The organism is Limnohabitans sp. 2KL-1 (assembly GCF_003063435.1).
Taxonomy (GTDB): Bacteria; Pseudomonadota; Gammaproteobacteria; order Burkholderiales; family Burkholderiaceae_C; genus Limnohabitans_A.
In genome coordinates this window covers 151,410-173,475 of record NZ_NESL01000006.1, presented here as the reverse complement: position 1 = coordinate 173,475, position 22,066 = coordinate 151,410, and the positions used below count along the sequence as shown (strand labels likewise).

At 60.1% G+C, this 22,066-nt stretch carries 14 protein-coding genes; 4 read left to right on the top strand and 10 right to left on the bottom strand.

All coding sequences use genetic code 11. The features are described from left to right. The 3 genes from B9Z47_RS13540 to B9Z47_RS13530 form a co-directional block, all read right to left on the bottom strand. On the bottom strand, nucleotides 1-170 hold a 170-nt coding region (locus tag B9Z47_RS13540), incomplete at its 3' end, for a biopolymer transporter ExbD (RefSeq protein WP_199226398.1). 76 nt (nucleotides 171-246) lie between these two features. Next, on the bottom strand, nucleotides 247-1,056 hold the full coding sequence (locus B9Z47_RS13535) for a MotA/TolQ/ExbB proton channel family protein (RefSeq protein ID WP_108331759.1): 810 nt from the start codon (nucleotides 1,054-1,056) through the stop codon (nucleotides 247-249). 73 nt (nucleotides 1,057-1,129) lie between these two features. After that, entirely contained in the window at nucleotides 1,130-1,786 is a 657-nt protein-coding gene (locus B9Z47_RS13530; protein WP_108331778.1) for an energy transducer TonB, read from the bottom strand. 403 nt (nucleotides 1,787-2,189) lie between these two features. Between B9Z47_RS13530 and B9Z47_RS13525 the strand changes: the two genes are divergently transcribed. Next, nucleotides 2,190-4,481 carry a TonB-dependent siderophore receptor gene (locus tag B9Z47_RS13525; protein ID WP_108331758.1) on the top strand — a complete coding sequence of 764 codons (2,292 nt, stop codon included), beginning with the start codon at nucleotides 2,190-2,192 and terminating at the stop codon, nucleotides 4,479-4,481. A 192-nt stretch (nucleotides 4,482-4,673) separates the two neighbouring features. Here the strand turns inward: B9Z47_RS13525 and gtfA are convergent, their stop codons facing one another. The 3 genes from gtfA to B9Z47_RS13510 form a co-directional block, all read right to left on the bottom strand. Further along, nucleotides 4,674-6,146, bottom strand: coding sequence for a sucrose phosphorylase (gene gtfA, locus B9Z47_RS13520; RefSeq protein ID WP_108331757.1), 1,473 nt, complete (start codon nucleotides 6,144-6,146; stop codon nucleotides 4,674-4,676). A 52-nt stretch (nucleotides 6,147-6,198) separates the two neighbouring features. After that, complete coding sequence (locus tag B9Z47_RS13515; protein WP_108331756.1) at nucleotides 6,199-7,512, bottom strand: MFS transporter; 1,314 nt, start codon at nucleotides 7,510-7,512, stop codon at nucleotides 6,199-6,201. Nucleotides 7,513-7,806: 294 nt separating this feature from the next. Continuing rightward, nucleotides 7,807-9,039, bottom strand: coding sequence for a lipopolysaccharide assembly protein LapB (locus B9Z47_RS13510; RefSeq protein ID WP_108331755.1), 1,233 nt, complete (start codon nucleotides 9,037-9,039; stop codon nucleotides 7,807-7,809). 371 nt (nucleotides 9,040-9,410) lie between these two features. Here B9Z47_RS13510 and B9Z47_RS13505 point away from each other — a divergent pair, with 371 nt between their 5' ends. From B9Z47_RS13505 to B9Z47_RS13495, 3 genes are all read left to right on the top strand, one after another. Further along, a complete protein-coding gene (locus tag B9Z47_RS13505; protein ID WP_108331754.1) occupies nucleotides 9,411-12,173 on the top strand; it encodes a TonB-dependent receptor in 2,763 nt (920 codons plus the stop codon). A gap of 84 nt (nucleotides 12,174-12,257) precedes the next feature. Next, nucleotides 12,258-13,778 (top strand): tryptophan halogenase family protein, encoded by a 1,521-nt coding sequence (locus tag B9Z47_RS13500; RefSeq protein WP_108331753.1) that lies wholly within the window; start codon nucleotides 12,258-12,260, stop codon nucleotides 13,776-13,778. A gap of 61 nt (nucleotides 13,779-13,839) precedes the next feature. Beyond that, entirely contained in the window at nucleotides 13,840-15,864 is a 2,025-nt protein-coding gene (locus tag B9Z47_RS13495; protein ID WP_108331752.1) for a prolyl oligopeptidase family serine peptidase, read from the top strand. Nucleotides 15,865-16,012: 148 nt separating this feature from the next. On the opposite strand, the gene B9Z47_RS13490 is transcribed toward B9Z47_RS13495, so the two are convergent. The 4 genes from B9Z47_RS13490 to B9Z47_RS13475 form a co-directional block, all read right to left on the bottom strand. Further along, nucleotides 16,013-16,387: a VOC family protein gene (locus tag B9Z47_RS13490; protein ID WP_108331751.1), complete on the bottom strand. Its 375-nt coding sequence runs from the start codon at nucleotides 16,385-16,387 to the stop codon at nucleotides 16,013-16,015. A gap of 77 nt (nucleotides 16,388-16,464) precedes the next feature. Further along, nucleotides 16,465-17,691: an alpha-amylase family glycosyl hydrolase gene (locus B9Z47_RS13485; protein ID WP_233253799.1), complete on the bottom strand. Its 1,227-nt coding sequence runs from the start codon at nucleotides 17,689-17,691 to the stop codon at nucleotides 16,465-16,467. A 171-nt stretch (nucleotides 17,692-17,862) separates the two neighbouring features. Next, nucleotides 17,863-20,361: an alpha-amylase family glycosyl hydrolase gene (locus B9Z47_RS13480; protein ID WP_158271690.1), complete on the bottom strand. Its 2,499-nt coding sequence runs from the start codon at nucleotides 20,359-20,361 to the stop codon at nucleotides 17,863-17,865. Beyond that, nucleotides 20,361-21,962: an alpha-amylase family glycosyl hydrolase gene (locus B9Z47_RS13475; protein ID WP_158271689.1), complete on the bottom strand. Its 1,602-nt coding sequence runs from the start codon at nucleotides 21,960-21,962 to the stop codon at nucleotides 20,361-20,363. The genes B9Z47_RS13480 and B9Z47_RS13475 overlap by 1 nt, the downstream gene beginning before the upstream one ends. Nucleotides 21,963-22,066 lie beyond the last annotated feature (104 nt).

Here is a 22,066-nt window from a genome sequence, read left to right as displayed (position 1 = left end):
GTCTCCCGGATCACGTTCTTCTCTTTGGGCAGGTCCACCTTGATCGATGTCGTCACCACCGGGATCGTGATCAAAAAGATGATCAACAACACCAGCATCACGTCCACCAGGGGCGTGGTGTTGATGGTGCCGATGATCTCGTCATCGGCTTCGCCTACGTTCATGGCCATGATGGCTTCTCCTTTGATCCGTCCGGGGCGGTGTGGCATTCACCCACAGCCCCAGGCGGCGGTATTTGCAAGGGATTTACTTCTTGGCCGAGCCCAGCAGCACGGCGTGCAGGTCGGAGCCAAAGGCGTTGACTTCTTCCATCACGGCCTTGTTGCGGCGCACCAGGAAGTTGTAGCCCAGCACGGCGGGCACAGCCACGGCCAGACCGATGGCGGTCATGATCAGCGCTTCACCCACGGGACCGGCGACCTTGTCGATCGAGGCCTGACCGGACATGCCGATCTTGACCAGCGCGTGGTAGATGCCCCAGACGGTGCCAAACAGACCCACGAACGGTGCGGTGGAGCCCACGGTGGCCAGCACGGCCAGGCCGTCTTGCATGCGGCTTTGGACGTTGCCAATGGCGCGCTGGATGCTCATGGTGACCCATTCGTTGAAGTCCACAGCGCCCAGCAAGCCGGTGTGTTTGGAGGCACCTTCCAGGCCTTTTTCTGCGATGAAGCGAAAGGCCGAGCCTTCTTCCAGCGTGTCTTTGCCTTGCGCCACGGTGTTGGCGCTCCAGAAGGAGTCTTTGGCGGCAGCCGCTTGCTTGTTGAGTTTGGCCTGCTCAGCGAACTTGGTGAAGATGACGTACCACGAGCCCATGCTCATGATGACCAGGATCAGCAAGGTGCCTTTGGCCACAAAGTCGCCCTGGCCCCACAGAGCGCCCAGGCCATAGGGGTTGTCTTCGGCAGCCGCGGCTGCAGCGGCACCCGCAGCAGCGGCCACCGGGGCCGATGCGGCAGCCGCCGCATCGGCGGCTTGCGCCATCACGGAGCCTGCAAAGAACAGGCCGGCCAACAGGCTTGCGCCCAGGATGAGGTTTTTGGAAGGTTTGAACATGGTGAGGTGCTCCTGCAGTGTTCTTTAAAAATCGGTTGAATCAAAAATTGAAGGGAAACAGGCCCGGGGGGCCTTATTCCAGACGCCAGGTGTATTTCATGCTGGCCCAGCCCTGCTCGGGCTTGCCGTCCACAGTCGCTGGCTTGAACGCGCAGCGCGACAAACCGGCCCGGGCCGCTTCGTCCAGACGCTTGAAGCCCGAAGACTTCTCGATCTCGGCCTGAATGACCTTGCCGTCCACGCCCACCAAAAAGCGCAGGCTCACGGTGCCTTCTTCTTCCAGACGGCGCGAGGCGCTGGGGTAGTCGGGTTTTTCGCAGTTGGCCGAGTTGACCACGGCAGCCACACGCACGGGCGCAGCCACTGGGGCGGGCGCTGCCGGGGCGGGTGCCGTGACCACGATGGGTGCCGGTGGCTGGGGTGTGGCCGAGACGGCGGCGATGGCGTTGGCTGGCGCGGGCGCGGCCACAGCCACTTCCACCGGGGGCACGTAGGCCGGAGGCGGCGGGGGCAGGTTTTTGGGTGGCGGCGGAGGCGGCGGTGGTGGTGGGATGTCGGGTTTGGTGTCTTCGAGCAACACCGCTTCGACGGGGCCTTTGATCTTTTTGACGACGGCGCGGGCCAGGCCCGAGCTGATCGCCCAAAAGAGCAAGAGGTGCAACACCACCACCAGCCCCAGCCCTATCAGGTGCCGGGTAGGCTTTCTTTGCCGGCTGGCGTAGTCGTCCATGGTTTGGGCTCTCCTTTTGTAGATGAATGTCATTGCAAAGCGTGTCAGCAGCATGAGGGTGATCAACACTGACAATGCAATCGATTGCATGATACCCACATAGACCACATCACGTAACCTAGGGAAAACACTAAGCAATTCAAATTAAAGCGAGAAATGCACGTGTTGTCACTTTTACACATTAGGGAAAATCCTAGTTTTCAATCGCTTTACGAGTGAAAAAGCGTATCCACTTTCGCGGAAACACAGTAAATTTCAATGGCCAACCATTGCAATCGTTTTCATTGATTTGCAAAATACGATACATCCAAGGTGCGTTCACGACCTGTGACGCTGATGGATCATCATCTGCAACAATCAAATTATGGTTTTGCAATCGTTTCAATATTTTGGAGACCCTTCCATGAAGAAGCAAAAATTCGCCACACCGACCAAAGTGGCTGCCGCCGCTACCCTTGCAGTATTTCAGTTGAGTGTGGCTTACGCTCAAGCCAACAATGACGCCCTGAAACTGGACGAAGTTGTGGTGACCGGAACAGCGACTGGTGCCAGCAAAATGAAGCAATCCAGTTCAATTTCAACCGTTGGCGCAGATCAAATTCTGCAAAACCAACCCACAAACGCTTCTGACATCTTGCGTTCAATTCCTGGTATTCGCGCCGAGTCCAGCGGCGGCGGCGGCAACGCCAACGTGACAGTTCGCGGCCTGCCCATTTCGGCCGGTGGTTCACGTTATGTTCAATTCCAGGAAGACGGCTTGCCCGTCATGCTGTTTGGCGACGTGGCTTTTTCTACGCCCGACATGTTCCTGCGCGCCGACAACAGCCTCGAACGTCTTGAAGTCGTTCGCGGCGGCTCTGCCTCCACTTTGGCCACCAACGCACCCGGCGGCATCATCAACTTCATCAGCAAAACGGGTGACGAGCCTGGTGGCAGCATCGGCATCACCACGGGTCTGGGTTACAACGAAAAACGCCTGGACTTTGACTACAGCGGCAAACTGAGTGACAAAACCCGCTTCTTCATTGGCGGCTACACCCACAATGGCGAAGGTCCTCGCAACGCCACGGGCAACAGCAATCAGGGTGGCCAAATCAAGGCCAACATCACCCAAGAGTTGGACAACGGTTTCGTTCGCTTGAATTTCAAGGCACTGGACGATCAGAGCCCTTTATTCATGCCCGTTCCAGTCAAAATCGCCAACGGCAAAGTCAGTGAACTGCCAGGGATCGACCCGCGCAACGCCAGCATGTACTCGCCCTACTGGGTCAAAGACTACACACTGACCAAAAACAACACCATGGTCGGCACGGACGTCAACGACGGCTTGCGAGTGAAGCAAAATTCGTTTGGCGTGGAAGCCGACTTGAAGCTCGCTGATGGTTGGAAGCTGAGCGAAAAGTTCCGCCACGCTTCAATGACTGGCCGCTTTGTGGGTCTGTTCCCAGCCGACGATGTCAAAGCCGCAGCCGCTGGCACGAAATACGCTACGGGCCCCAACGCGGGTCAAGCTTACACAGGCAACGCCTTCACCAACACGGTGTTCAACACGTCCATGGACGACATGGGCAGCACGACCAACGACGTCAAATTGAGCAAGTCCTTTGCGCAGGCCGACGGTGCCAAACTGAACACCACATTCGGTCTGTTCATGAACGTTCAAAAGGTCGGCTTGACCTGGAACTTCAACCAGTACCTGATGCAAGCCACGGATAAAAATCCGGCTTTGCTGGCCAACAGCAGCACCAACAGCTATGGCGCAACGGCTTTGGGTGCTGACGTCTGGGGCGGCTGCTGCACCCGCGCCATTGATGCAACTTACAACACCACATCGCCATATGCTGTGATTGGCTGGGAAAAAGGTGCCTTGTCGCTTGACGGTAGCCTGCGCCGTGACAGCCAAGTGGCCTCCGGCTCTTACAACCAAGTGGATGTGGCCGCCAAGCAATTCAACCCAGGCAAAGCCCAGGCCATCAACTACACCAAAGAGCACACCTCTTACTCCTTCGGTGCCAACTACCAATTCAATAAGGACATGGCAGTTTTTGCTCGCGTGAGCGACGGTGTTGCCTTCAATGCTGACCGCATCATGTTCGGCTCTGCGGCTGTCCCCATGGCCGGTGGCGCAGGCGTGGTGCCAATCAACACCGTTCAGCAGTACGAAGGTGGCGTGAAAATGCGCAGTGGCAATCTGAGCACGTTCGTGACCTTGTTCCAGGCCAAGACCGACGAAAGCAACTTTGATGCAACAACGCAAAAGAGCACAGCCAACAAATACGATGCCAAAGGTATCGAAGTTGAGGCTGGCTACAAAATGGGGGCCTTCCGCATCAATGGCGGTTTGACTCTGACCGATGCCAAGATCGTCAGCAGCGGCTTGACGCCCAACCGCCAAGCCAAAGTCGTGTACCAGCTGAGCCCGACCTACACCGAAGGTAGCTTTACCGTCGGTGCAACCATTGTGGGCTCCAGCAGTGCCAAAGACGCACAAGGCTCGGCGTACGAAGCCACGTTGCCCGCCTACACCGTGGTCAATGCATTTGCAAATTACGCCATCAGCAAAGATCTGACAGCTACCTTCGGTGTGTACAACCTGACCAATACCCTGGGTTACACAGAGATCAACGATGGCCGGATGGCCGCCCGTTCGATCAACGGTCGCTCCGCCAAAGCAGGCCTGAAGTACAACTTCTGATGAACCGCAGTCAGGCCCGCAAGCTGGCCTGACATTTTCATCAAGGCTCATTCAAGACCGTCTTTTGACGGTCTTTTTTCTTGTCCGAATTTTCACTGACCACCGTGCTTTTTGGTCAGCCCACAAAAAAGCCGGAAATTCACTCCGGCTTGTTCTGGGTGCTAACGGCTGAATCAGCCGCATGTGGATGCTTTAGTCCAACATGAACTGCTGCTCACCCGCCGCCGTGGTGTAGACCACCACGCCGGTTTTGGACTTCAGATCGACATCCAGGCGGGCGTACTCGGCACCGGCTGTCCACGACAGGGTCAGGATATGGTCGGCCGATGACGCGTGGCTGAACTTGCCGTTGAACGCGGCATGCTGGTTGCGCAGGCGGATCAGGTCCAGCAGCCTGGCCACCACGGGCTTGCGCAGAGCACTCAGGACTTCTTCGCGGGAATAGTAGTGGCGGTTGATGTCGCGGCCGACCTGGGTGCGGGCCAACAAATCCATGTCGTTTTCACCGGCCAGCAAGCCCACGTAATACACCTGCGGCACGCCCGGCACAAAGAACTGGATGGCACGCGCCACCAGATAAGCCGCCTCGTTGCGCCCCATGGCGTCAAAGAAGGTGCAGTTGACCTGGTACAGATCAAGGTTGGAGGCGGCGGCACCCGTGGCCTGGCGGCTCTGGTTTTGCGAATTGCGGTGCATGCGCTCGACCAGTTCGTCGAGCTCTTCGGGTGGCACCAAGCCGGGGTTGCCCGTGCGGTCAGCGGCATCGGCACCGATGTCGATGATGCCGATGCCGTCGTGCGTGTCGAGCACCGTGATGGCGTTGTTGGGGCGTTGGTCAAACCAGGCGCGCAAGGGGGCGCTGCGACCGAACTCCAGGGCGTGCAGCACCAGCGGCGGCAAGGCGAAGTCGTACACCCAGTCCACCTGCTTGGCGATCTCCATCTGGCGCTTGTAGTACGAATGGATTTCCACCAGAACTTCGAGGCCCAGCTCACGGCCGCGCTTGGCAAACGCCTGGATGAACTCGAAGGTCTCGGGCATCATGAAGCAGTTGGCACCGGCCTTCTTGATGGCATAACCCACGGCATCGAGACGCACCATGCTCACGCCGCTTTGCGACAGCTTTTGCAGGATCGATTCAAGGTAGGCCTGCCCAGCCGGGGTGTGCACATCGATATCGATCTGCTGCGGCGTGAAGGTGGTCCACAACAGGCGGCGCTCGCCGTTGGCCAGTGTGGTCACCGTGAAGGGCATGCCCGGGCGCGGACGGTACACCGCGAGCAGGTCTTTTTCGGTGGCCCCATCGGGGAACACCGATTCCATGGTCAGGAACAGGCCATCGAACTCGGAAGCGCTGCCTTTTTGCGAAAAGTCCTGAAACTGGGGCGACTCCGACGACATGTGGTTGACGATCACATCGGCCATCACATCGGCGGTGCCGGTCAGGCGCTGGATGTCATCCCAGCCGCCCAGACGGTCGTCCACCCGAGTGTGGTCAATCGGGTCAAAACCGGCATCGGCCCCATCGATCTTGTAGAAGAAAGGCAGGAGGTGGACCCCGCCAAAAACGCCGGCCAACGGGCCGTCCAGCAGGTCTTGCAGTTGGGGCAATGTCGCGCCGCCAAAGCGGTCGACGTAGGTGATCAATTGAACCTTGTTTTTCATACTTCAAACATTCACAAAACAAATTCTGGGGTGAGCCTGCGCGCACCGCACCTCACTCGGGCACCTTGACGCGCAAGGTGGCGATGGCCGCACAGACCATCATCACGCCGGCCGTCATCAGCACATGGCGCGGGTCACCACCAAACACGGTGTCGTACATCAGCGCCATCAAGCCACCGCCCACCAACAGGGGGATCACGATGAACATGTTGAAAATGCCCATGTAGACCCCGGTACGCTCCGGCGGCACGCTGCGCGCCAACATGACATAGGGGTTGCCCATGATGCTGGCCCAGCCCAGGCCCACGCCCACGGCCGGCAAGAACAACAAGGCATACGAATCGATCTGCGGCAGGAACCACATGCCGATGCCCGAAAGTGTCAGGCACAGCGCATGCACCCGGGGTGCACCAAAGCGCTTGGTGTAACGCACCATGAGCAAGGCCGAGATGAAGGACACCACGTTGTAGAACGCCCCCACCTCCCCGTTGACCAGAACCGCGTCGCGAAAGCCGGTGCTGGTCGGGTCGTTGGTGCCAAACAGCGAGCGGGCGATTGAATACGCCACGTACTGCCAATACCAACCCATGGCCATCCACTGAAACAGCTTCATCCAGGCCATCTGGCGCATGGGCACGGGCATCTCGCGGATGGCGTCCCAGATTTCGGTGAGGGTGGCTTTCAGACCCTGCTTTTGTGCGGCCAGTTTGGCTTTTTGCTCGGGCGACAAAGGCAGCTCAGGCACCCGCCAGATCGACCAGACGATGGTCGTCACCGAAATCACCGCACCAATCAGGAAAGAGATCAGCGTGATCTGCGGGATGTGGTTGTCACCCACCGCATCTTTGTTCATGCCAAACCACACCAGCAGCGACGGCATGAGGTAGGCCAGCGTCTGCGCGAGCCCGGTGAAGGCGCTCTGGATGATGAATCCATTGGCATGCTGGTCTTTGGGGAGGCGGTCGCCCACATAAGCCCGGTACGGCTCCATGGTCACGTTGTTGGCCGCATCCAGAATCCACAACAGACTGGCCGCCATCCACAGCGCCTGGCTGTAGGGCATGGCCAACAGGCTGAGCGAGCACAAGATGGCCCCGATCAAAAAGAACGGCGTGCGACGCCCATAGCGCGAGGTGCAACGGTCGCTCATGGCCCCCACGATGGGCTGCACCAGCAAGCCCGTGACGGGCCCGGCCAAGGTCAACAGCGGCAACTCGGCCTCGTTGGCCCCTAAGTAGCTGTAGATCGGACCCATGCTGCTTTGCTGCAAGCCGAAGCTGAACTGCAGCCCCAAAAAACCGATGTTCATTTGCACGATCTGCCAGATCGACAAGTGAGGCGGTGAAACGTTCAATGGCGTGGTCATCGGACTTTGTAAAAAGTGGGCGCAAATAAATGCACATAAAAGATCATGGCAATTTAGCCGCTATTGCAATCGATTGCAATAGGGTTTTACCTGATATGGGATCACCGGCATGGCGAGCGAAGCGCGGCAATCCAGCCATGTGGTCAATCTGGCACCGCCACCTGAACAAGCGCCTCAACTGGACTGCCGCGTCCCGCCACGTCGCTTCGCTCCTCGCGGCTAAAGGCAGCTCCTCGCCATGACGGCGTGTCCGTCATGGCGAGCGAAGCGTGGCCATCCAGCCTTGAGAACCCATCAACGCGCCAGCAACCCCCACAAACTGGCCAACTCCACCGCCAGGGCATCGCCCTGCACCGCCGTCAATTGCTGGCGCGCCGCGTCTTTTTGTCCGGCCTTGATCAAACTGATCGCGTAGTGCAGACGGAACTCCTGTTCGCGGCGCAAGCTGCCCAACTCCAGGGCTTTGGCATAAGCCGCATTGGCCGCCGTCCAGTTTTGCCGAGAGGCATACACATCGCCCACACCCGCCCACGAAGCACTGTCTTTGGCTGTTTTCTCGAACTGCGCGAAACTGCGGTCGTCTTCCTGCGCTTTCTTTTGCGCTTCGGTGCGCAGCTTGGTGTGGACCGCAGCGTCAGCGCCCTGACCCAGAACACCGGCTTCAAACCCCTTGGCCAGCACCCGAACCGCCTCGGACGGCAAGCCTGCTTTGAGTGCCTGCTGGGCCATGTCGCTGTATTCACCGGCCTCTTCCAGGTTGTCGGTTTGCTCCAGCAAGCGGTACAAGTCGAGTTCCAGACGAGGATTCAGGTTGGTCTGCTGCGCCAGGCGCTGGACCACCTCGGCCCAATAGGCTTTGGAGGGATACGCCTCCAGCAGACGCCGCAAAGTGGCCTGGTAACCGGCGTTGTCCTTGAGCTGGCGGTAGCTCACGGCCAGCATGCGCAACTCCTGCTCGGGTGTTTTGAAACCAGCCGCCGCATCCAGGCGGATCTTTTCCAGCATCTCGTCCACCACCTGCTTGTGCTCACCCATGACCGACAAGGTCTGGATCATCACCACACGGATCACCGACTTGGGGCCACCGTCCTTGAGGTATTGGCGCGCCCACTTGACCACGAGCGCGTTGTCTTTCTTTTGCTGCCCTGCGTTCATCAGCGATTCCAGCATCGGCAGGCGGTCGGCCACCGGCACTTCGGGCGAACTCACCAGAAACTCCAGCGCCTCAATGGCCACATCCCAGTTTTTGGCACGCAGCGCCACCACCGCCTGGGTGCGCAACACCACCGCGCGCTCGGCGGGCGTGAGCTGCGCCACCGCCAGCGCTTCACGGGTCAGGCTCAGCGCCTGGTCAGGCTGGTTGTTCTTGAGCGCTTCTTGAGCAGCCGCCAAAGGCTTGTGCACCTCGGCACGCAAAGTGGCCGGGGCAGGCGTTTGCGCCTGCACGGACATCATGCAAAACAAGAGGCCGGTCAACAGGACCAGCCGGTTGGCCCAATGGGCCTTGCGGGAAGATTGGGTGTTCATGGGGGTTTGCTCCTCGCGTGATTGTGATCAGAAATGCCACTGGCCTGTGATGGGCAACCCTTTTTGGTAACCCGAATGAACCTTTCGGTCAAAAACAGGCCCGCAAGGTGTATCCAAACTACAAAGCCACAACACCAAGACATGACGGATTGTAATTTTGATACAAAACAACAACACCACGCACACGCCAAAACAAGAAAAAACGGATGTAATCGGTTGTTTTTGCTGAAAAATTCAGCAATTTATGCAGGAAACACCCAAACCACAGGGTTTTCACCAGTACGACGAACATCTAGTTTTACTACAAAATTCCAGCGTGCTTACCTACAAACGGGTAAGTGCCCTTCTTCATTCATCTCCGAGGTTTACACATGAAACAAACGACTCCACAACGCGGCTTCAGGGTCAGCCCTGTCGCAGCGGGTTGCGCCGTGCTGCTGATGGCAGCCGGTGCCGCACAAGCCCAACAAGCTGCCGACAACGTGATCGTGACCGGCATCCGCGCATCCATCGAGAGCGCCATTTCGGTCAAGAAAAACGCCGAAGGCGTGGTCGAAGCCATCTCGGCCGAAGACATTGGCAAATTGCCAGATGCCACGGTGGCGGAGTCGATCGCCCGCTTGCCCGGCGTGACCGCCCAGCGTGATGCCGCTACCGGCCGCGCCAAGAACGTCAGCGTTCGCGGCATGTCACCCGATTTCAACGGTGCCACTTTGAATGGCCGTGGCCAAGCCTCCACCGGTGACAGCCGTGGCGTCGAATTTGACCAGTTCCCCGCCGAACTGCTGGGCTCCATCGTCATCCACAAAACCCCCAATGCTTCGCTGGTGGACCAAGGCCTGGCCTCGACCATCGACATGAAGACCGTGCGTCCGCTGGACTTCAGCAAGCGCACCATGGTGGTCAACGTGCGCAAGCAAAGCACCGGCATTGACTCCGGCTCGCCCACAAATGGCTCTGGCAACCGGCAATCGTTTTCCTACATTGACCAGTTTGCCGACCGCACCATCGGCGTGGTACTGGGCTACTCCAAGCAAAAAGACGTTGGCGCTGTGCAGTCCGACTTCGGCAGCTGGGGGACCGCCACCAAGAAAGACCCCGTCACAGGCCAGGATGTTGTGGTGCCCAACGGCTTCAACGACTTCAACAAGACCACCACTGCCAATCGTGAAGGCCTGATGGCCACCGTGCAATTCAAGCCCAACAAGGACTTTGAAACCTCGTTGGACCTGTTCACCTCGAAGAACTCCTTCAGCGCCAAAACCACCGGTATTCAGGGTGCTCTTCCCGGGGGTGCAGGTGGCTACGATCCGGATGGTGTGCTGTCCAACGCGACCATTGACAATGGCGTGGCCACAGCAGGCACGTACAACAATTTCAAGGGTGTCGTGCGCAACGACAACACCCAAGGTGACGACAAACTCAACTCCATCGGCTGGAACACCAAATTCAAGTTGGGTGAATGGAAGACCATGGCCGACCTGGGCCGTTCGGAGGTCACACGCCAGCACACCCGCTTCGAAACCACCGCAGGCCAAGCCGGGAACGCCACCGCGCTGGACACCATTTCCTGGACTGGGTTTGATGGCAAAAATCTCTCCGGTGCCAAGTACACCACCGGCTTCAACTACGCCGACCGCAATGTGGCCAAGCTGACCGACGTCGAAGGCTGGGGCGGCGGCGCATCCACCCCCCAGGCGGGCTATTACGCCTCGCCCACCACCAAGGACAAAGTGGACAACCTGCGCTTCAGCGGTGCCCGCAACCTGGACATGGGCATGCTGACTGCCGTGGAAGTGGGTCTGCATTTTTCTGACCGCGACAAAACCCGCACAACCGCCGAAGGCGCTGTGGTCATTCCCGGTGGCGCCCCCTACGGCACAGCCACCATGCCCGGCACAGCCTCTGCCACAGCTTTGGCCACCGGCATCAATGTGGCCGCATTTGACCCCGTGGGCACCGTCGGCAGCGTGTACCAGTTGACGCCCTGGACCAGCACCGCGATCCTAAACAAGAACTTCAAGATCAACGAAAAGGTCACCACCACCTACATCAAGGGCGACCTCGAGGGCAAACTCATGGGCCTGAGCTTTACAGGCAACGTGGGCGGCCAGTTGGTCAGCTCCAACCAGACATCGACCGGTTACAACATCGATGGCGTGGCCTGCGCGGGCGAGAAAAACCAGCCTTCGTGCACTTATTCCACCGTCATCCAAAAACACAAGTACAACGACTTCAACCCCAGTTTGAACTTGAATTTTGACGTGGGTAACGACCAAATGGTGCGTGTGGGTGCAGCCAAAGTGCTGTCGCGTGCCAATATGATCGACATGGCGGGCAACCTGGATCTGTCGTACAACACCGGTGCGGACTCCAGCAAACCCGCTGGCTGGAACGGCTCGGGCGGCAACCCCAACCTGGAGCCTTTCCGCGCCAAGTCGTTTGACCTGTCGTATGAAAAATACTTCGGCAAAAAAGGTTACGTGAGCGTGGCCGGTTTCTACAAGGCCCTGGACACCTACATCGTGCGCCAAAGCACTGTGGCGGATTTCCGCAACTTCATCACCAACCCTGCGGCCTATGGCACCACCTTGGGCACCATGACCACCCCGGTCAATGGCTCCGGCGGCAGCATCTCGGGTCTGGAACTGTCGTTGAACGTGCCCTTCAGCATGCTCACACCGGCCATGGACGGCTTTGGTCTGATGGCCAACACCTCCACCACCAACAGCGCGGTCAGCCTGCCCCGTGCTGGCCTGACTTCGGCGGACACCGACAAGGCCACCAACCTGCCCTTGCCCGGCCTGTCCAAGAGTGTGACCAACCTGCGCGCCTACTACGAGAAGAATGGCTTCTCCGTGTCGCTGGGTGCCAAGAAGCGCTCGGACTTCCTGGGTGAAATCCTGGACTACCAGGACAACCGTCAGCTGACATTCGTCAAAGGCGAAACCCTGGTGGATTTGCAAGCTGGTTACGAGTTCAACACCGGTTCGCTCAAAGGCCTGTCTGTGCTGCTGCAAGGCAACAATTTGACCAACGCCGAGTTCATCCGCTACAACGGCACGCCGGACAACGTGGTGCAGCGCACCAAGTTCGGAAAAACCTACCAGATCGGCATGAACTACAAGTTCTGATCGTCCTGCAACCATCACCCTGGCATGCCGGGGTGACAAAATCAAAGGGGGCCCGGCGCCCCCTTTTTTGCAAATGAGCCCGACATGCAACAAGCACCCCTGATCCGATCCATCGTCATTGTGGGCGGCGGCACCGCCGGCTGGATGACCGCTGCCGCACTCGCCACCATGCTCAAAGGTCGTTACCCGATCCGGCTGATCGAGTCGGACGAGATCGGCATCGTGGGCGTGGGTGAAGCCACCATCCCCATGATCCAGCGCTTCAACAAGGTGCTGGGCATCGACGAAGCCGAATTCATGCGCGAAACCATGGGCAGCTTCAAGCTGGGCATCGAATTCGTGAATTGGGGCCGACAGGGCGACCGTTACATGCACGGCTTCGGCAAGATCGGGCAGGACCTGTGGACCACCCGCTTTGACCAGTACTGGCAAAAAATGCGCCGCTTGGGCAAAGCCGCACCGCTTGAAAATTACGCCATCACCCGCATGGCCGCGCTGGCCAACAAATTCATGCCCACACCCGATGGCGTGCAAAACTCGCCCTTCAACGACATCGCCTACGCCTACCACTTTGATGCCAGCCTGTATGCCAAATACCTGCGCAAGCTGGCCGAGCAGCGCGGCGTGCTGCGCACCGAAGGCAAGATCACCCAGGTCAGCCAGCGCCCCAGCGACGCGCATGTCGATGCTGTGGTGCTCGAAAACGGCGAGCGGATCGAAGGCGATCTGTTCATCGATTGCTCAGGTTTCAGGGGCTTGCTGATCGAGCAAACCCTGCACACCGGGTTTGAAGACTGGACACACTGGCTACCCTGCGACCGCGCTTTGGCCGTGCCCTGCGCGTCGGCCTCCACACTCACGCCTTACACCCGCTCCACCGCCCATCAGGCCGGCTGGCAATGGCGCATTCCGCTGCAACACCGCACTGGCAACGGCCTTGTGTATTGCAGCCAGTACATCAGCGACGATGAAGCCGCTTCGGTGCTGCTGGCCCATCTGGACGGCAAGGCCCTGGCCGATCCCCGCCCCATCCGCTTCACCACCGGCATGCGCCAGCAGGCCTGGAACAAGAACGTGGTGGCCATCGGCCTGTCCAGCGGCTTTCTGGAGCCACTGGAATCGACCAGCATCCACCTGATCCAGAACACGATTTCGCAGCTGGTGGAGTTCTTCCCCGACCAAGGCTTCAACCCCACGCAGATTGCCGAGTTCAACCGGCAAAACCGTTTCCAGATGGAGCGCCTGCGCGACTTCGTCATTTTGCACTACCACGTCAACCAGCGCGACGACTCGGCCTTCTGGCAAGCCTGCGCCCACATGGCCATTCCGGACACCTTGCAGCACAAGATCGACCTGTACAAGACCACCGGGCGTGTGCTGCGCGTGGACAACGAGTTGTTTGCCGAAGACGGCTGGCTGCAAGTCATGGAAGGGCAAAACCTGCGCACACAAAGTTACCACCCTCTGGTGGATCTGCAATCGGAAGACAGCATCCACGAGTACCTGGAGAGCGTGCGCGAGGTCATTGCCAAATGCGTGAGCGTGATGCCAGACCATGCCGACTTCATCGCGCAGCACTGCGCGGCCCCAAAAATGAACATGTGAGTCAAGCCGGGCGCGAGCGGGCACAGATCCGCCGCGCCATTTTTTCAATCAGGGAGGAAACATGAAACCATCGTTCAGGACATGGTGCCAACGTGCGCTGCAACTGGCGGCCGCACTGCTGCCGCTGGGGGTTGCCGCACAGATGCCCCCAACCACCGCAATCACTGCAATCACCACAACCGCCCGGGCCACCGTACCGGTCGAAGCTTTTTTTCAGGAACCCCAGTTTGACGATGCCGTTCTGTCACCCGACGGGAAAAAGGTGGCGTTCAAACTGCGCGTCAAGGACAGCCGGGCCAAACTGGTCGTAATGGACCTGGCCACCCAGACCCCGACGGTGGTGGCCTCGTTCCAGAACGAATCGGTGGGTATGTTCGCCTGGGTCAATGACCAGCGGCTGGTGTTCAACCTGGCGGCTTGGCTCAAACCTGCAGGGCAGCGCGACATCAATGCAGGCTTGTTTGCGGTGGATGCCAATGGTGAGCGCTACCGACAACTGGCTGAGACCATTGGCAGTCGGGTCAAAAACGGCGACAGCACCGAGTTGCTGCCGCAATCGACCCAACTGCTCAGGACCTCCGCCCGCCAAACCGGTGACGACATCTGGGTCACCGTGACCGAGGCCTACGACAAAAAATTCGGCGCGGATTATCGCCGCGTGCGCAAACTCAACACCGTCAACGGCCGCTGGAGCGAAGTCGATGCACCGCAGCATGCGGCGCACTGGGTTTTTGACGCACAGAATGAGTTGCGCGCAGCCACCGAAGCGCGCGATGGGCGACTGAAAATGTGGCTGCGCGAACCGGGCCAGGTCTGGAAAACCGTGGCTACCATGGACAGCCTGACCCGCACCCTCTACCCCACCCACATGGACGCGCTGGGCACGCTTTACGTCATCAGCAACCAAGGGCAAAACACGGTGGGCCTCTACACCTGGAGCTTTGAAACAAACCAACCCAGCGAGAAACCGGTGCTGCACAGCCAGGCGTTTGACCTGTACCCTAGGCCGGTGGTCAGCGAGGGGCAAGTGCAGGGCTGGCGTTACACCGTCGATGCACCCGTGACGCAATGGACGCATCCGCCCGCACAGGCTTTGCAGGACACCATCGACAAGGCCTTGCCCCATACCGTCAATGAGCTGTCCACCGGGGTGCACTCCAATTCACCCCATGTGCTGGTGCACAGCTTTTCTGACCGCAACCCGGGCATCACGCTGGTCTTCAACCGGGACACCCAAAAATTCATCCGCTTGGGTGATGCGCGCCCCGACCTGCGCGGGCAGGCCATGGCCGGTATGGACTTCGTGCATTACAACGCCCGCGACGGCTTGCGCATCCCCGCCTGGCTGAGCCTGCCCGCAGGCAGCGCCAAGAAGAACCTGCCCCTGCTGGTGTACGCCCACGGCGGGCCTTGGGTGCGCGGGCAAAGCTGGGGCTGGCATGCCGACGCGCAGTTCCTCGCCTCACGCGGCTATGCCGTGCTGCAACCCGAGTTTCGCGGCAGTGCAGGTTTCGGGAGCAAGCACTTTGGCGCAGGCTGGAAGCAATGGGGCCAGGGCATGCAAAACGACTTGGCCGACGGAGCCAAATGGGCCATCGCACAAGGCATTGCCGACCCCCAACGCATCTGCATCATGGGGGCCAGCTACGGCGGCTATGCCGCCCTGATGGGCCTGGTCAATGACCCGGACCTTTTCCGTTGCGGCATCAATTGGGTGGGCGTGACCGACCCGCAACTGCTTTACAGCGTGAACTGGAGCGACACCACCGACCAGGCCAAGACCTATGGCCTGCCCCGCCTGATGGGTGATTCGATCAAGGATGCCGACATGCTGCGGACGCACTCGCCCTTGCACCAGGCCGCCCGCATCAAGAGCCCGCTGCTCATGGCCTATGGCGGCAAGGACGAGCGCGTGCCCTTGGTGCATGGCGAAAAAATGCGCGATGCCCTCCGGGCCCACAACCCCCAAGTCGAGTGGGTGGAATACCCCGATGAAGGCCACGGCTTAGTGGACCTCAAGGCGCAAGCCGACTTCTGGCAGCGGGTGGAGAAGTTTCTGAACAAAAATCTGAAACAGCAACCCTGACATGCTTTTGGCCAGGGTCATCGAAGCGTCCAAAAATCTTGATGGACGGCTTGAAGAAGGATCAAAGCCTGGCGGGTTCAGCCAGGTTCAAAAAAATGCCGTCACTTGATTCAAGACTTTCCACCTTGACCCCGGAGGCTGTTGCCCCTTACAGGGCCAAGATTTGCCCAATCCGAATCAAGTTACCGTCCGCGTCCACCAAGGCAAATTCTCGAAGACCCCAAGCTTTGTTTTCAAGTTTTTCTAAACGAGGAATCCCCATCGTTGGCAATGACAAGCCCAAACAAACGCTGTAAAAAGGATCGACCTCTTGGACACGAATGTAACAACCTGCTGAGGACTCAAAAGGCCTCAGGGCCGTGTGTTTGAAAAAATGAATTTCAATGCCCTGGCAGCTCAGGATGGCGTAATCGCCATTGAACGCGTGTGGTCCCCCTTCAAAACCCAATCGGCCATAAAAGGCAACAGTGTCAGGAATTGAGCGACTGGGTAACACTGGAATCGCCACATCAACAAGAGACATGAAGACATTTCCTATTCAAATGATTCGAATTTTTGCTCGGCGTGGCGAAGTGCACCATAGACGATGACGGCATCGATTCACAAGCTGCCTTGAACCATCTCCCAGGCCCAGCCCGCCAGCATCGTCCCCTCGGGCAAAGGCTGGGCCTGCCCCGTCAAGTTCACCGTCACCTGGATGCGGCAACCGTCTCTGACGCGCTGGAAACGGAACACCCCCGTGTGGCCCGTGTCCATGATGTCGACAGGGCCGCCGGTCGCGCCGTTTTGCAAGGCCGGGTGCGCTTTTTTCAGCGCAAGCAAGTCGGCATAAAAATCGGCATGTTCGTACGTGCCCCAGTCAATGGCGTCCTTCTCGAAAAACTGCAGCTGTTTGTTCAGCCCCGACTCCTGGCCGCTGTAGACCAGCGGCATGCCGGGCAGCGTGGCGGCCAGCACCGCCACGGCACGAAACGCTGCGCCGTAGTGCGCCGCGTCGTGCCCGTGCCATGAATTGGTGTCGTGGTTGGCGGTGAAGGTCATGCGGTAGGCGTCTACCGGATACAGCTCCTCGGGCTGCTCCAGATACGTGCGCAGGTCCCGGGCATCGCCTTCGCCCCGGGCGATTTTCTTGAGCACTTCGTACAGCGACCAGTCGTAGGTCATGTCAAACGCCTTGGCATGCAAACCCGGATCGGCCCACTCGGCCAGCATGAACACCGGCTTGATCTGTTCCATCTGCACCCGCGCCTGCTCCCAAAAGGGTGTGGGCAGCAAACCCGCCACGTCGCAGCGAAAGCCGTCCACATCGGCCTCACGCAGCCAGTACAGCATGGCCTCGGTCATGGCCGGCCACAAGCTCGGGTTCTTGTAATCCAGGCCGCAAACATCCGACCAGTCTTCGATCTCGGTGCCGTTGTCGTACAGGTAGCTGTGGATTTCGCCTTGCTCGTTCTTCAGGTACCACTCAGGGTGCTGCTGTGTCCAGACATGGTCCCAGGCCGTGTGGTTGGCCACCCAGTCCAAAATGACCTTCATGCCCAGCGCATGGGCCTGCTGCACCAAGGACTTGAAGTCGGCCAGCGTGCCGAATTCGGGGTTGACCGCCGTGTAATCGCTGATGGCGTAGTAACTGCCCAAGCCCCCTTTGCGATGGCGTTGACCTATCGGCTGGATCGGCATGAACCACAAAATGTCCACCCCCATTTTTTGCAAGCGCGGCAGGTGTGCGGCCATCGCGTTCAGCGAGCCCTCGGCGGTGTACTGGCGGACATTGACTTCGTAAATGCTGGCGTTGCGTGACCAGTCAACGTGGGGGAAGAGGTTCATGGTGATGGTTTGAAATGAATGAGAAATGGAGGGGGTGGCAACGGCCATTGACACGTCATAGGCCGTGGGAGCGCGGCCATCCAGAAAAGACGCTACACAGTCCTTGCTGTTGAATTCGCAGTGGTGCCACTGGATTGCCGCGTCGCAAGCTCCTCGCAATGACGGATTGCATCATCGCGTGCCCCAGACCCAGCCCCCCATGGGGGGGACGGTCAAGGTCATGCGCTGGCCCTGCCGTTCAACAACACCGGAGCCCCACCACAACTCCCCGCGCTTGCCGCGCAGGGCCGCAGGCAGATCGACCGTCACGGTCTGGGGCTGCTCGCTGTTGTTGTAGGCCATTAGGGCCGTTTGCGATCCGTGTTGCCGCGCCAACACCACCAGATGCGGCGTGCTCACCAGCGGGGCTTGCAAAGTGCCCCGGCGCAGCACGGCTTGCTGGTGCCGCAGTTGCAGCAAAGCCTTGAAGTCACTGCGCAAGGCTAGGTCGGGCTGCCCGCCCTGGTCGGCCCAGGGGTAAGGCATGCGGTTGTAGGGGTCATCGCCACCGCTGAGGCCCACCTCATCGCCGTAGTACACCGTGGGCGAGCCGGGCAGTGTCATTTGCACCAGCGTGGCCAGTCGCAGTTTTTGTTTGGCCTGTTGCATGACGTCGGGCGCAGCCCCGAACGGGCCGCCCAGCACATGCAGGGCACGCGCCTGGTCGTGGCTTGACAACAAATTCATCAGCGCATGAAAGGCCTGCCGGGGATAGGCCTCGCGCAGGTGCTCGACGTTGGCCACCAGCTTGCGCGCATCGCTGCCGTTGGCGAAGTCCAGCACGGCATTGCGCAGCACGTAGTTCATGGTCGAATCGAAGGTGTCGCCCAACAAGTATTTGGACGCATCGAACCAGGTCTCGGCGATGGTGATTGCGTCGGGCCGGGTCTGCTTGACCGCCAGACGCCATTCGCGCCAGAAGTCATCGGGCACCCAGGGGGCCACATCCATGCGCCAGCCTGCAGCGCCCCTGCGCAGCCAGGTGCGGGTGACCGAATCACGGTCGCCATACGCAAACCGTCGCCAGCTGGGCGATGCCTTGTTCAACTCGGGCAGATCGCTCACACCCACCCAGCCCTTGAACTGCCGGTCGGGTTCGGTCTGCGCGGCATCGAAAGTGAACCAGCTGGCATAGGGCGAGTCGGCCTGGATGCGGCCGTTGGCAAATGCCCCCAGGCCCTGCGCGCTGTAGTGGCCAAAGCGGTCGAAGTAGCGCGAATCGGCCCCCACATGGTTGAGCGAGGCATCGGGGATGATGCGGATGCCCCGCTTGGCGGCTTCGCGGGTCAGGCGTATGAAGTCGGCATTCGTGCCAAAGGCCGGGTCAATCTGGTGGTAGTCGGCCGTGTCGTACTTGTGGTTGCTGGCGGCCTTGAACACCGGCGTCATGTAGATCGCATTCGCACCCAGGTCACGGATGTCATCGAGCTTGTCGATGATGCCTTGCAGATCGCCGCCAAAAAAGTCGTTGTTGTAATGCGCGTCCGAGCCATCGCCCGTGCCCGGCTTGAAAGGCGCTTCGCCCCAACGGCCATGCACTTCAATGCCGTGGTTCTGGTACTGGCGCTCACCCACTTTCGGGTCGTTGGCCAGGTTGCCGTTGCGAAAGCGCTCAGGAAAGATGAAGTAATACACCGCATCCTGCGCCCAGGCGGGCACCTTGAACGCGGGGTCGTACACCGTGATGCGAAAGCGCCGCACCCGCCGCTCTTGCGCGATGGGCAGGCTCACCTGCCCCACACCGCCACTGCCTTTTTCCTGCGTCCAGTGGATCGGCTCGGCGTTGTTTTGGTAGACGTACTTCACGCCACCAATCACCACCTCGAACCAATAACCATGAATCGCCTTGTCCTTGAAGCGGTAGCTCGCCTTGAACAGTTCGTGCGTGCCCGCCCCTGCACCTTGATGCGCACCTTGATGCGCAGCGCCATGTGTGCGCTGCATCTCGATGCGCGTGAGGTGGCGGTAGTCCAGCACTTCCTGATTGCCTTCCAGGCGGCGCACATCGAGCACCAGTGTGGCTTTTTCCACGCCCGGCAAGGCCCTGAGTGCCCAGCGCACCGTCTGGTTTTGCGGCACCGCACCGAACGGGCTGCGGTACGCCAGATCACGCGAATCGTGGCGCAGGCTGAGCGCCACCGGATCGGTGACCGGCTGCTGACGCGGATCGACAAAATGCGGGGCCTGCACCTGCAACAGCACATGACCCTCTTGCCGGCTCAGCCGCAAGGTATGCGCCCCTGAAAAGCGGAATTTGGCCCCGGCCACACCCGGCTTGTCGGGGGCCATGAGCAAGGCATCCGGGCCTGCAGCAGGCTGGGCCGTGGACCAGCTGTGGCCAACACGCCATTGCGCATCGGCCAGTTTGAACTCGTGCTCGCCTTGCAGGTTCACATTCAGGTACCAGGCGTTGCAGTCCCACACGAACTCGAAATCGTCCTGAGCTGTCCAGCCGTTCATGCTGCCGCGCAGGTAAATGGGCAACATGTCCGCCGGTGCGGCCGTGCACGTCACGTTGGTGCCCTGCGCCAAGTTGGTCGGCGCAACCCCTTGGGCCATGGCGCTGGACCCCAAGGCACCGGCCATCAGAGCCCCCAAGGCCGTCAGGCTCACTCGAAAAATCCAGACCATCATTCCTCCAAAGCAAACACCTGCACCGACTGGGCGGGCACGGTGAGCTGACGCGATGACAGGCGGCGTGCAGCGCCCGCAGGGTACAGCGGTCGCAACCTGGCATCGGGGGCCAGCCCCTCGATCGTCAGGGTCGCGGGCTGCTGTCCGTAATGGATGACCACCAGGCTGTGCTCCTTGCCGAAGCGCCGCTGGTAGGCCATGGCCTGCCCCTGCGTCTGGGCAAACTCGTAGCTGCCCCGGGCGATCGACACGCGGCTGTTGCGCAGCGCCAGCATGTCGCGGTAGAACGACCAGATCGATTGCGGGTCACGCTGCTGGCCCTGCACTGAGTGCGTGGCCACATTGGTGGCCAATGCCCGGTAAGGCTGGCCGGTGGTGAACCCGCCGGTTCGGGCATCGGGTGCCCAGCTCAGCGGCCCCCGGAGTTTGGGGTCCTCCGTCAGGCCCTGCGCCCCGGCCATGCCGATGTCTTCACCGTAATAAATGAAGGGCGTGCCCGGCAACAGCAAATAGGTGGCAGCGGCCAGCTTGTACTGCGCTTCGTTGCCGTCCACCTGGTCCCACAGCCGCTGTCCGGCAAACCGGTCATGGTTGGAGACAAACGTGGCCAGCGTGTGGGGTGCCGACACGAAATACTGCGCCACCTCCCGGATGGCTTTTTCGTCACCTTTCGCGGCCGGCACGATTTGGCTCTCCAGACCAAAGGCAAACGAGCCACCGCAGACTTCGGTGTTGGCATACGCACGCGGCTGGGCGGTGGCTTCGCACACCACATAGCGGCCCGGATAGGACTTGATCAGGCGCGTCAGATCACCCGTGAGCTGGCGACTTTCGGGCTGGTCGTTCCAGTCTTGGGCGCTGTTTTCGATCAGGTGCGGCACGGCATCGAGCCGCATGCCGTCCAGCCCCCGGTTGAGCCAAAAACGCAGACTGTCCTGGTGGTAGGCCACCACGGGCGGGTGGCGCAAATTGAAGTCGGGCATGGGCGCACCAAAGGTGGCCAGATAACTGCCCTGACCGGTGCTGACCCACGGATCGCGGCCCCAGATGTCCCAGCCTTCGGGGTGCGTCTGCCGCCACTCAAACCACGTGCGGTAAGGCCCTGCCGGGTCGCGCGCGCTTTGCACGAACAGCGGATGGGTGTCTGCGCTGTGGTTGACCACATAGTCCATGATCACGCCGATGCCCCGGGCATGGGCCTGCCGGATCAGTTCGTCAAAGTCGGCCAGCGTGCCGTAGGCCGGTTCAATGTCGCGGTAGTCGGTGGTGGCATAGCCGTGGTCACCGTCGGCGCTGCGGGTGATGGGCATCAGCCAGAGGCCCCGCACACCCAGCTTTTGCAGATCGTCCAGCGACTGGGTCAGGCCGCGCAAATCGCCCACGCCGTCGCCGTCGCCGTCGCGCCAGCTGCGCACAAAAATCTCCATGAACGCGCCGTGCTGCCAGCCCTCGGACAAGGCACTGGGGCGCAACTGCGCGGGCACGGGGCTGAGGTCAACAGGGACTTGTGCCCCGGCCAATGGGGCCGACAAAGCAGCCGCCAACACGCAAGCCACAAGGACTTTGGACCCACAGAACAAACGAGACAGACAGGGCATGGATGGCATCGGCGTCCGCGCAGCGCCCGATGCGCCACGGTGGAATGACCGTGAAATGTAGGAAAGCTACAGATTTTCACCACTTACGCAGGTCAAAGTCTAAG

Excerpts from the sequence above, each read along its gene's own strand:
- B9Z47_RS13490 (WP_108331751.1), bottom strand. The coding sequence starts at position 16,387 with ATGTCTCTTGTTGATGTGGCGATTCCAGTGTTACCCAGTCGCTCAATT.
- B9Z47_RS13475 (WP_158271689.1), bottom strand. The coding sequence starts at position 21,962 with ATGCCCTGTCTGTCTCGTTTGTTCTGTGGGTCCAAAGTCCTTGTGGCT.
- B9Z47_RS13485 (WP_233253799.1), bottom strand. The coding sequence starts at position 17,691 with ATGAACCTCTTCCCCCACGTTGACTGGTCACGCAACGCCAGCATTTAC.
- B9Z47_RS13500 (WP_108331753.1), top strand. The coding sequence starts at position 12,258 with ATGCAACAAGCACCCCTGATCCGATCCATCGTCATTGTGGGCGGCGGC.
- B9Z47_RS13505 (WP_108331754.1), top strand. The coding sequence starts at position 9,411 with ATGAAACAAACGACTCCACAACGCGGCTTCAGGGTCAGCCCTGTCGCA.
- B9Z47_RS13515 (WP_108331756.1), bottom strand. The coding sequence starts at position 7,512 with ATGACCACGCCATTGAACGTTTCACCGCCTCACTTGTCGATCTGGCAG.
- B9Z47_RS13510 (WP_108331755.1), bottom strand. The coding sequence starts at position 9,039 with ATGAACACCCAATCTTCCCGCAAGGCCCATTGGGCCAACCGGCTGGTC.
- B9Z47_RS13530 (WP_108331778.1), bottom strand. The coding sequence starts at position 1,786 with ATGGACGACTACGCCAGCCGGCAAAGAAAGCCTACCCGGCACCTGATA.
- B9Z47_RS13480 (WP_158271690.1), bottom strand. The coding sequence starts at position 20,361 with ATGGTCTGGATTTTTCGAGTGAGCCTGACGGCCTTGGGGGCTCTGATG.
- B9Z47_RS13535 (WP_108331759.1), bottom strand. The coding sequence starts at position 1,056 with ATGTTCAAACCTTCCAAAAACCTCATCCTGGGCGCAAGCCTGTTGGCC.
- gtfA (WP_108331757.1), bottom strand. The coding sequence starts at position 6,146 with ATGAAAAACAAGGTTCAATTGATCACCTACGTCGACCGCTTTGGCGGC.
- B9Z47_RS13525 (WP_108331758.1), top strand. The coding sequence starts at position 2,190 with ATGAAGAAGCAAAAATTCGCCACACCGACCAAAGTGGCTGCCGCCGCT.
- B9Z47_RS13495 (WP_108331752.1), top strand. The coding sequence starts at position 13,840 with ATGAAACCATCGTTCAGGACATGGTGCCAACGTGCGCTGCAACTGGCG.